A 10,821-nucleotide genomic window follows, 5' to 3' on the forward strand; every position below is an offset into this window, starting at 1 on the left:
GAAGAAACGAAGCGGCTGGCTGCATGAGCGCCTCCGTTCGTGAAGAGTTTTCGAAAATTTCAAAATGAAGAGAGTTTGATGAGGCCACAACAGCAGAACAGGCGCATGCGCGGTCGCAACAACAATGGCGGCGGCGGCGGCAATAACAACAATAACAACAACAACCGCAAGGGACCAAATCCCCTGACGCGCAACTACGAGAGCAACGGCCCGGACGTGAAGATCCGCGGTTCGGCTCAGCAGATCGCCGAAAAATACGCCACCTTGGCCCGCGATGCGCACAGCTCCGGCGACCGGGTCATGGCGGAGAACTATCTCCAGCACGCCGAGCACTACAATCGCATCATCGCAGCCGCACAGGCTCAGATGCCGATCCAGAACACGCAACAGAATCGCGATGATTTCGACGATGACGGCGACGAGGATCGCGACGAGTTCGACAATGCCGGCAACAGCGGCAACACTATTTCCGAAACCCAGGTGCCGGTGATCAACCATGGCGCCGGGCCGCAGCCGGTCATCGAAGGCATGCCGGCCGAGGTCGCGCTCAACCGGGAAAACGGCCGCGACAATCGTGATGGCAATAGCGGGCGTGACAATGGCGGGCGCAACAATGGCGGCCGCGACAACAATAGTGGGCGCCATCGCGATCGTCGCCCCAATGGCGGCTACGGCCAGAATGGGCAGCGCGACTATGGCTCGTCCGCCGAGCAAGGCGGCCAGCCTCAGCGCAACGAGGCCCCGATCCAGGCCGAAACCGCTTCGCCGACCGAAGCCAGCGAATCCGTTGCGACAACCGAGCCGGCTCCGCTGTTCGAGAACCTGTCGCCGGCAGGTCTTGCCGCTCAGGCCGAACTCAATGAGGCAGCCGCCGAGAGCGTTGCTGCCCGTCGCCCGAGGCGCCCGCGCCGTCCGCGCGTCAGTGCCGATCAGGTGGACAGCGGCAGCGACAATGCGAATTCCGGGGCCGATGCCGGCGAGGTGGCTGTGGCCCCGGCCGACGGCGGCAATGCCGAACCGGTCAAAGTCGACATCGACAACTGATCGAACGACATTTCAGGATATCGGACGGCGGAGAGAAATCTCCGCCGTTTTCGTTTTGTGCCGCGATGGAATATTGTGCGTTGACCGACATCAAGGCGTCTTGAGACAGCATGGCCTATGCACCATATCTCGGCTGAACTGGACCCGGCTCGAATGGGCGGGTCCGTCACCGCAATCGGATCCGGTGCCGCAAAGCGGGCCGGTGATGGAAGGAGACAGATATGAACCTTGAGAAATACTCGGAGCGCGTGCGCGGCTTCATCCAGTCCGCGCAGACCATGGCGCTCTCCCGCAACCACCAGCAGTTCACACCCGAACACATCCTGAAAGTGCTCGTCGACGACGACGAGGGGCTGGCCGCGTCGCTGATCGAACGCGCCGGCGGCAACGTTCGCGACGTCAAGCTTGGCGTCGAAACGGCGCTCGAAGCGATGCCCAAGGTCGAAGGCGGCAACGGCCAGCTCTATCTGGCGCAGCCGCTGGCCAAGGTGTTTTCGACCGCCGAAGAGCTGGCCAAGAAGGCTGGCGACAGCTTTGTCACCGTCGAACGGCTCTTGCAGGCGCTCGCCATGGAGAAATCGGCCAAGACCGCCGACATCCTGGCCAAGGCCGGGGTCACCGCGCAGGCGCTCAACCAGGTCATCAACGATGTCCGCAAAGGCCGCACCGCCGATTCGGCGAGCGCCGAACAGGGCTACGACGCGTTGAAGAAATACGCACGTGACCTGACCGCGGATGCTCGCGCCGGCAAGCTCGATCCGGTCATCGGCCGTGACGACGAGATCCGCCGCACCATCCAGGTGCTGTCGCGCCGCACTAAGAACAATCCGGTGCTGATCGGCGAGCCGGGCGTCGGCAAGACGGCGATCGCCGAAGGCCTGGCGCTGCGCATCGTCAATGGCGACGTGCCTGAATCGTTGAAGGACAAGCAATTGATGGCGCTCGACATGGGCGCGCTGATTGCCGGCGCCAAATACCGCGGCGAGTTCGAGGAACGGCTGAAGGCCGTGCTGTCCGAAGTCACCTCGGCCGACGGCAACATCATCCTGTTCATCGACGAGATGCACACGCTGGTCGGCGCCGGCAAGGCGGATGGCGCCATGGATGCGTCGAACCTGTTGAAGCCGGCATTGGCGCGCGGTGAATTGCACTGCGTTGGCGCCACCACGCTTGATGAATATCGCAAGCATGTCGAGAAGGATGCGGCTCTTGCCCGCCGCTTCCAGCCGGTGTTCGTCGATGAGCCGACTGTGGAAGACACCGTCTCGATCCTGCGCGGCCTGAAGGAAAAATACGAGCAGCACCACAAGGTGCGCATCTCGGATTCGGCGCTGGTTGCGGCGGCGACACTGTCCAACCGCTACATCGCCGACCGCTTCCTGCCGGACAAGGCGATCGACCTTGTCGACGAAGCCGCTTCGCGGCTGCGCATGCAGGTCGATTCCAAGCCCGAGGCACTCGACGAGATCGATCGCCGCATCATGCAGCTCAAGATCGAGCGCGAGGCGCTGAAGGTCGAGACGGACGATGCGTCGAAGGATCGGCTCGCCCGGCTGGAAAAGGAACTCGCCGGGCTCGAGGAGGAATCCACCGAGATCACCACCAAGTGGCAGGCCGAGAAGCAGAAACTCGGGCTTGCCGCCGATCTGAAGAAGCAGCTCGACGAGGCACGCAATGAGCTTGCCATTGCCCAGCGCAAGGGTGAGTTCCAGCGCGCCGGCGAGCTTGCCTATGGCAAGATCCCGGAACTGGAAAAGAAGCTGAAGGAAGCCGAAGCCCAGGACGGCAAGGTCGGCATGGTCGAAGAGGTGGTCACCTCCGACCACGTCGCCCATATCGTCTCGCGCTGGACCGGCATTCCGGTCGACAAGATGCTGCAGGGCGAGCGCGACAAGCTGTTGCGCATGGAAGACGAGATCGGCAAGCGCGTCGTCGGCCAGGGCGAGGCAGTGCAAGCCGTTTCCAAGGCGGTGCGGCGCGCCCGCGCGGGCCTGCAGGATCCGAACCGGCCGATCGGCTCGTTCATGTTCCTCGGGCCGACGGGCGTCGGCAAGACCGAACTGACCAAGGCGCTTGCCAGTTTCCTGTTCGACGACGAGAGCGCCATGGTGCGCATCGACATGTCGGAGTTCATGGAGAAGCACTCGGTCGCCCGGCTGATCGGTGCACCTCCCGGCTATGTCGGTTATGAGGAGGGCGGTGCCCTGACCGAAGCGGTGCGGCGCAGGCCCTATCAGGTCGTGCTGTTCGACGAGATCGAGAAGGCGCATCCGGACGTGTTCAACGTGCTGTTGCAGGTGCTCGATGACGGCCGCCTGACCGACGGCCAGGGCCGCACCGTCGACTTCCGCAACACTCTGATCATCATGACGTCGAACCTTGGCGCGGAGTATCTCGTCAATCTCGGCGAGGACCAGGATGTCGATCAGGTCCGCGACGAGGTGATGAATGTGGTCAAGGCCTCGTTCCGGCCGGAGTTCCTCAACCGCGTCGACGAGGTGATCCTGTTCCACCGGCTGCGCCGGCAGGATATGGGCCGCATCGTCGAGATACAGCTCAAGCGGCTGGAGAGCCTGCTGACCGATCGCAAGATCACTCTTTCGCTCGACCAGGAGGCGATCGACTGGCTGGCGGCCAAGGGTTACGACCCGGCCTACGGCGCGCGGCCGCTGAAGCGGGTGATGCAGAAGGAACTGCAGGACCCGCTGGCGGAGAAGATCCTGCTCGGCGACATCCTCGACGGCTCGACCGTCAAGGTGACCGCTGGTTCCGACCGGCTGAACTTCCGCTCGAAGCCGACGATTGTGGCGGCCGAGGCGGCAGCCTGATCCAACGCCGCGCGTCCAGCATGGACGCGCGGCCTTTTTTCATACAAAGCGGGGCGCGGATGACGCTGGACGACTACAACAGCTTCTGCGCTTCGCTGCCTTCGACAAACCACGTCGTCCAATGGGGCGGCGCTCATGTCTGGAAGGTCGGGGCCAAGGTCTTTGCGATCGGCGGCCGGGACCGGGGCCAGCAGCTCTTCGTCACCTTCAAATGTTCCGACATCGCCTATGACGTGCTCAAGGAGCAGCCGGGCTTGCGTCCGGCACCCTATCTTGCTTCGCGCGGCATGAAATGGATCCAGCGTCAGACAAGCCAGAGCATGGATGATGACGCGCTGAAGGACTATCTGCGCGAGAGCCATCGCCTTGTTGCCCTGAAGCTGACGAAGCAGGCGCGCAGGGAGCTGGGACTTGCCGCAAGCTAGCTGATATTCATCGAGGCGCCGGGAAACCGCCATCTTCATGCCCGGTTCATATTGGAACCATATGGTGGTGAACTGGTTTGCTGGCGAAGGGGTTCGCCGTACAGGGACACTGCCGGGCGGCGGCAATTACGGACCGGAGAGTTTGGCCACCATGCTGCGCACGATCTTCACCCTTTCGGTACTTGCCGGCGGGCTTTTGTCTTCTGGCGCGCTCGGCGCGCCGACGCAGGACAGCGCACCACGGATTGCCCGCGCTGCCGACGATGGTGGCATCCTCGTCGCCCAGGACGGCAATCTCGACATCTATTACGACGCCAGGGGCAACCGCGTCATCGTCGATGCCGATACCGGCAAGGTCATCGCTATCCAGCCGCCGCAGACGCGGCTCGACCGGCGCGCGCTGCGCCGCGAGACACGGCTGCGCGAGCTTGGCCGCGTCCCCGATGACAATGACCGCTACTATCTCGATGATCCGCAAGACATGGCGCGGTTCCGCCGCAAACAGCTGGAAGAAGAAGGTCGGGTCATCCCGCCGCCGGCGGACGAATACGATCCTGACAGCGACAATTCCGTGGAAGCCTATCCGCCGCCACCGCAGAACGATGGCAGCTACGACAACAATTATCCCGATGCGCCGCAGTCGGGAGAGCCGGGCACCATCAAACGCCAGCCGCTGAACGAGGCCTCGATAGACCCTGCCCAGCCGGCGTCTCCCTCCGACCAGGCGGGACTGCCGCCAACCGCTGGCGGCAAGACGACGGTCGAACCGGCGCTTTCGCTGGGAGCACGTCAGGATGTCGCGGCGCTGCAGGTGCTGCTCGACCGGGGTGGTGCTTCGCCTGGCGTCATCGATGGGCGTTTCGGTTCGAATGTCGACAAGGCGCTCGCCGCCTACAACCAGATCACCGGCAGCAATCTGCGATCGACCGATGCGGTCGGCATCCAGGCAGCTCTTGCGCAGTCCGGCGGCGATGCCTTCGCCAATTACACCATTACACCGGAGGATGCGGCCGGTCCCTATGTCGCCTCGATCCCGGAAGACTACAGCCAGAAGGCGCAGCTCGACCGCATGGGCTATACGTCGGTGACCGAGGCGCTCGCGGAGCGCTTCCACATGGACGAGAACTACCTCAAGGCGCTCAACCCGGACGCCAACTTCAATCGTCCCGGCACGACCATCAAGGTCGCCAATTTCGGCAAACTGGTCTCGACGCCGGTTGCCCGTATCGTCGCCGACAAGGGCAGGAAAGAAGTCTTCGCCTATGATGCGGGCGGCAAGCTGGTGGCGGCCTATCCCGCAACCATCGGCTCGGCGGATACGCCGTCACCGTCCGGCATACACGCTGTATCGCGCGTCGCCCTCGATCCGAACTACACCTACAACCCCAGCATCAATTTCAAGCAGGGCCAAAACGACAAGGTCCTGACGATTCCGCCAGGTCCGAACGGTCCGGTCGGCTCGGTGTGGATCGCTCTGGACAAGCCGACCTACGGTATCCACGGCACGCCGGATCCGTCGAAGATCGGCAAGACAGAAAGCCATGGCTGCGTGCGCCTGACCAACTGGGATGCGCGGGAACTGGCCAAGCTGGTCTCGCCGGGCGTGACGGTGGAGTTCGTCGACTGAAGCTGAAGCAGCGCTTCTGAAACGCTCAGCCGATGATCCTGCGCACCCACTTCGCGCCCGGGGTTATCGCATAGACCAGCTGGACCACCAGGATAAATCCGACGCTGAGCAACGGCGTGATCAGGCACAGTGCCGCGCCGATCGCCCACAGGATCTGCGCCTTGACGATGCGCAGATAGACTGTGCGTTTGGCTTCCGCATCGACACCCTCCGCCAGGAGGCCGTTTTTCTCGGCATAACGCCAGCTGGCGAACAGCGTGACGCCGAGCATCAGCAGGTTGAGCCAGTAGACCAGCATCGCGGTTCTGAACTCGAGGAAGTCGGCCAAAAGATCGGTCGAGAAAGGCAGCAGGGCAATGAAGGCGAGAAAGCAGAGGTTCAGCGTTGCAAGCCGCCGGTCGGATTTTGCGATCAGCCCATGCTGCGCCTGCTGACCGAACCAGAAGATGGTCAGCGTCAGGAAGCTCAAGGCATAGGTCAGGAAGCGCGGCGCCAGTGCCGCGATCGCGGCAAGCAGATCGCGCTCCGAATGGATCGCCTCGTGCGCCGGCACCCTGATTTCGAGGACGATCAGGGTGAGTGCGATGGCGAACACGCCGTCGGTGATGCCGACGATACGGCCGCGTCCCTCCGCCGATGCTTCAAGTGGCCGCTTCATCGACTTCTCCCCGCCTGCAACTTTCCAGAAAGCTAGCCAGAACCTAGCATGGCTGCCGCCGTGTGCACCCACGCAGGTGCGATCCTGGCCATGTGGCTGGTTTCAAGGACAGCAAGCCACTGGCCGGTTGTTGCCAACACGCCTGCGGTCTAAGCAAGGTTCCATGCATTCACCAAGCGAAGCCGCCGCCGTTCCTCTGACCAGTCCGGTGACGAACGGCACGTTCTGTCCGCCGTCGCAACGGCGATTCGTGCTGATTGCGGCGATCCTGGCCTCGGCGCTCGGTTTCATCGACGGTTCGATCCTGGCCATCGCCATGCCGGCGATCCGCGTCAACCTTGGCGCCAGCCTGGCGCAGGCGCAGTGGATTTCCAATGCCTATGCGTTGACGCTCTCGGCACTGATCCTTGCCGGGGGTGCCGCCGGCGATCGATTCGGTCTGCGCCGCGCCTTCGTGGCAGGCATTGCGCTGTTCATTGTCGCCTCGCTTGCCTGTGCGCTGGCGCCGAATGCGGTGGTGCTGATCGCATTTCGCGCGCTGCAGGGCATTGGTGCGGCGATCATGGTGCCGGGCAGCCTGGCCATCATCGCCAAGGCCTATCCGAAAAAAGAGCGCGGCCGCGCCATAGGCATCTGGGCCGCGGCTTCGGCGCTGACCACGGCACTTGGCCCGGTGCTCGGTGGTTTCGTGCTGTCGGCATTCGGTGACGGCATCTGGCGGGCGATCTTCGCGGTCAACCTGCCGCTCGGCCTGATCTCTATCTATCTACTGCTGGCCAAGATCCCGGCCGATGCGCCGACGGAAAAACGCAGCCTGGATCTCGGCGGTGCCGCGCTCGCGACATTGGCCTTCGGCGCGCTCGCCTATGGGCTGACCTCGATGAGCGCTAGCGGCGAGGGCCATCTGTCGGGGCCGAGCATTGCGGCCGGTTCCGTGCTGCTGGCTGTCTTCATCGCCTTCGAACTTAAGCAGCGCGAGCCGATGATCGATCTGTCGCTGTTTCGCGTCGGTGCTTTCGCCGGCGCCAATGCCGCGACGTTCTTCCTCTATTTCGCGCTGTCGGCCAATCTCTTCTATCTGCCGATGCTGCTGATCGCCGGCTGGGGACTGAGCACGGCCGAGGTCGGCTTCATCTTCCTGCCGCTGTCGGCATCGATGGCACTTTTGTCGAGGCCCGTCGGCCAGTTGTCCGACCGGATCGGGCCGCGCCTTCCGATCGCCTTCGGCAGCCTTGTCGTGGCTTTCGCCTTTGCCGGACTTGCCTTGCTCGCCCATGCTGGCATCCACAATTTCTGGACGGGAACATTTCCGCTGATGGGGCTGATGGGGCTCGGTATGGCGCTGGTCGTGTCGCCACTGTCAACCGCGATCATGACGGCCGTGGAAGACAAGGATACCGGTGCTGCCTCCGGGATAAACAATGCCGTCTCGCGCATCGGCGGCCTGATCGCGGTGGCAGCGATGGGCTCGCTTGCGGCTTGGGTCTACGCGAAAGCACTCGATGGGAATGCGACGCCCGGAGTGCCAGGCTTTGGCGAACCGGCGACGATTGGGCTGGCGCCGGCAGTCGACGCGGCAAGGCTCGCCGCCGGCGACGCGGCGTTTTCCGCCGTCTCTTCGGTGACGGCACTGCTCTGCCTGCTTTCGGCAGTGATCGCGTGGACGACCATTTCCGGTCAGCGGCTGCCATGGCCGTGGCGTGTGGAAAATCCGAAAGGCTGAAAATCAGCGAATCAGCCGTCGATCTTGGCGCTCGCAACCTTCAGCGAATCACTGTCTTCCTGCTTCAGCAGGTCGTCGATGCGCTCGCGTTCGCGCTTGAAGGCGACGAGATCATCGCCCTTCAGCACTTTGCCGACCGGCAGCCGGACACGCATCGAATCGACTTTGGTGCCGTTGACGATCAGCTCGTAATGGAGATGCGGACCGGTGGAGAGGCCGGTCTGGCCGAGATAACCAATGACCTGGCCCTGGCGAACGCGCACGCCTTCTTCGATGCCTTTGGCAAAGGCGCTCTGGTGATTGTAGGACGTCTCGTAGCCATTGGCATGACGAATGATGATCTGTTTGCCATAGCCGCCGGCCCAGCCCGCCTTCTCGACGACGCCATTGCCGGCGGCGATGATCGGCGATCCGATCGGGGCGGCCCAGTCCGTACCTGTGTGCATGCGGACATAGCCGAGGATAGGATGCCTGCGCGCACCAAACCCGGAGGTAAATCTCCCGTTTGGCAGTGGGTTGCGCAGTAGGAACTGCTCGGCGCTGCTGCCGTCCTCGTCGAAATAGTCCGCGCTACCGTCCTGCATCTGAAACCGGTAGAAGTTGCGCGTTTGCCCGCCGAAGGTCGATGAGACATAAAGCAGTTCGGACTCGTCGGACGCTTGGTCGTCGCCGTCCGGCTGCGAGAACAAGACTTCGAGGCGATCCGCCGGATTGAGTCGCGACTGGAAGTCGACGCCGGATGCCAGCAGCTTGACCAGTTGCTGGGTCATCTTTTTCGACATGCCATAGGAATAAGCGGCGCGGTAGATGCCGTCATAGATGTTCGGCAAATTTCCGCGCACCACCACGGGCGGTGAGTCGTCGAACGCCGTCAGCAATTCGGGGTTCGGATCCGGCTCCTGCGCCGGCACATACTGGCCGCGATCGTCGAGCGCGATGGTGACGATGTGCTGCGTTCGGTCGTAGACGCTGGTGCGCACGACCTTGGCGGCGTCGCCATGCACCTCGAGACCGACACGCAGCACGGTTCCGGCCTTGAGCGCCGTCGCGTTCAACAGCTTGGCGATCGCTTCGGCCATGCCGGTGGCGTCTTCTCCCGTATAGCCCGAATCTGCAAAGGCCTCGGTAATGTCGAGATCCTTGGTGAAGGGAATGATTTCCTCGGCGAAAGCCGGCGCCTGATCGTCGGCGGCGGCGCGTGGCGCCACCGAGACGTTCTCCGGCACGATCTTGACGTCATAGGAGCCGGCCATGCTCTCGGCAAAGGCGTCGCCGAATCGCTGCGGGTCGACATAGTGCAGTGAAGCGACCTGGACGGCCCCATCGCTGAGGTCGGTGCCGGCTTCGCGCACCACCTTTTCCACCTCGTCGGCAGAGAGGTCGCTCTTTTCGTCGAAGGCAGCCGTCTCGATCGGGAAATCGACGGTCTTCAGGCTCATCTCGCTTTCGACCTTGGCGCCGTAGATCTGGCCGGAAGCGGCCGAGGCTGTCGCCGGCTGCGCAGCACTGTCGTCGCCGTCGTTGCCGAACACCTGCATCGGGTCGAAAGGCGGGTAGGGGCGGCTGGTGGTGTGGCCGGCGGCAAGCGCCATCTTGATCTGCACGAAAGGCATGGTGTGGATGACGTCACGGTCGCCGACCTTGGTCACCATCGACACTTCCATCCGACGGCGGTCCTTGGCCTTGGCGATCTGACGCGGCGCCACCAGCCTTGTCGTCTTGGCCACCTCGCCGGAATCGCCATTGCCGGCAAGATTGATCAGTTCCGCAATCTCGGGTGGCGTCGCCAACTGCTGACGTCCGTCAAGGGCAGCGAACAGTGCCACGCCCATCAGCACGCTCGATGTCACGCCGGTGAGGAAGGTGCCTGATAGCCAGCGTGCGGAAACCTCGCGCCGGTCGGGCGGGCCGCTGCGGCCGTCCGCGATAAGCGGCGGCTCGTTGCCGAGTTCGGCTATGACATCTTCCGTGTCTGGCATCCAGAAAGGCTGCTTCTTCCCCGGGCGGAACGGCTTGTCGCTTTTGTTATGGCCGTGACATTTGCCTGTCATGGCCGGTGAAGTCAACGAAGCCTGCGCCCCGGCCGAATTCCCCTCGCGCACTTCTCTTGTATAGAGCGCTCTATAAAGAGGGGCGGTTCACCTTCTCTGCAAGGCTCATCGCGCACCCCTGTATGAGGCTTTTGAAAGAGGCGCTGCGCCGTCGGCGCGGTGCCGCTTTCGTTGGCTTTGGTGTCGAACGGCAATGCGGCGGCAATAGGGCTCCTTCGTGGTCGCCACCCGGCGTTGTCGCTGTTCCCCAAGGGCAGCCGGCTATCAACAGACCGGGTCCGAGATTTCTGTCGCAAAAAGTTCAAAAACTTTGAGATGGCTGTTGACACTTGTTGATGGTGGCGACTATATACGCCTCACCAACGAGGGCGGCACGCCGCTGGCGACGAAGAAGTTTGCTTCTAAGCCTGCCCGTTGTGAGATTCAAGAGAGCCGCGTAAGCGACACTCGGACGGCCCCGGAGCC

Annotated in this window: 7 protein-coding genes; 5 read left to right on the forward strand and 2 right to left on the reverse strand. The window is 63.1% G+C overall.

Going from position 1 to position 10,821, the window contains the following annotated elements; genetic code table 11:
* Window positions 1-78: 78 nt before the first annotated feature.
* The 4 genes from AC1DZU_RS32140 to AC1DZU_RS32155 all read left to right on the forward strand — a co-directional run bounded on the left by AC1DZU_RS32140 (window position 79) and on the right by AC1DZU_RS32155 (window position 5,924).
* Entirely contained in the window at window positions 79-1,044 is a 966-nt protein-coding gene (locus AC1DZU_RS32140; RefSeq protein ID WP_477291016.1) for a DUF4167 domain-containing protein, read from the forward strand.
* A gap of 221 nt (window positions 1,045-1,265) precedes the next feature.
* Window positions 1,266-3,872, forward strand: a complete 2,607-nt coding sequence (gene clpB / locus AC1DZU_RS32145) for an ATP-dependent chaperone ClpB (protein WP_477291018.1) — start codon at window positions 1,266-1,268, stop codon at window positions 3,870-3,872.
* Window positions 3,873-3,931: 59 nt separating this feature from the next.
* Window positions 3,932-4,297 carry an MmcQ/YjbR family DNA-binding protein gene (locus tag AC1DZU_RS32150; protein WP_477291020.1) on the forward strand — a complete coding sequence of 122 codons (366 nt, stop codon included), beginning with the start codon at window positions 3,932-3,934 and terminating at the stop codon, window positions 4,295-4,297.
* A gap of 151 nt (window positions 4,298-4,448) precedes the next feature.
* On the forward strand, window positions 4,449-5,924 hold the full coding sequence (locus AC1DZU_RS32155; protein WP_477291033.1) for a L,D-transpeptidase family protein: 1,476 nt from the start codon (window positions 4,449-4,451) through the stop codon (window positions 5,922-5,924).
* Window positions 5,925-5,949: 25 nt separating this feature from the next.
* Here the strand turns inward: AC1DZU_RS32155 and AC1DZU_RS32160 are convergent, their stop codons facing one another.
* Window positions 5,950-6,582 (reverse strand): TMEM175 family protein, encoded by a 633-nt coding sequence (locus AC1DZU_RS32160; RefSeq protein WP_477291022.1) that lies wholly within the window; start codon window positions 6,580-6,582, stop codon window positions 5,950-5,952.
* Between the two features lie 163 nt (window positions 6,583-6,745).
* Here AC1DZU_RS32160 and AC1DZU_RS32165 point away from each other — a divergent pair, with 163 nt between their 5' ends.
* Window positions 6,746-8,305, forward strand: a complete 1,560-nt coding sequence (locus AC1DZU_RS32165; protein ID WP_477291024.1) for an MFS transporter — start codon at window positions 6,746-6,748, stop codon at window positions 8,303-8,305.
* Window positions 8,306-8,316: 11 nt separating this feature from the next.
* Here AC1DZU_RS32165 and AC1DZU_RS32170 read toward each other — a convergent pair whose 3' ends face one another.
* A complete protein-coding gene (locus AC1DZU_RS32170) occupies window positions 8,317-10,284 on the reverse strand; it encodes a M23 family metallopeptidase (protein ID WP_477291026.1) in 1,968 nt (655 codons plus the stop codon).
* Between the last annotated feature and the right edge of the window lie 537 nt (window positions 10,285-10,821).

The sequence above is a fragment of the Mesorhizobium sp. P2_A12 genome, from assembly GCF_056405075.1.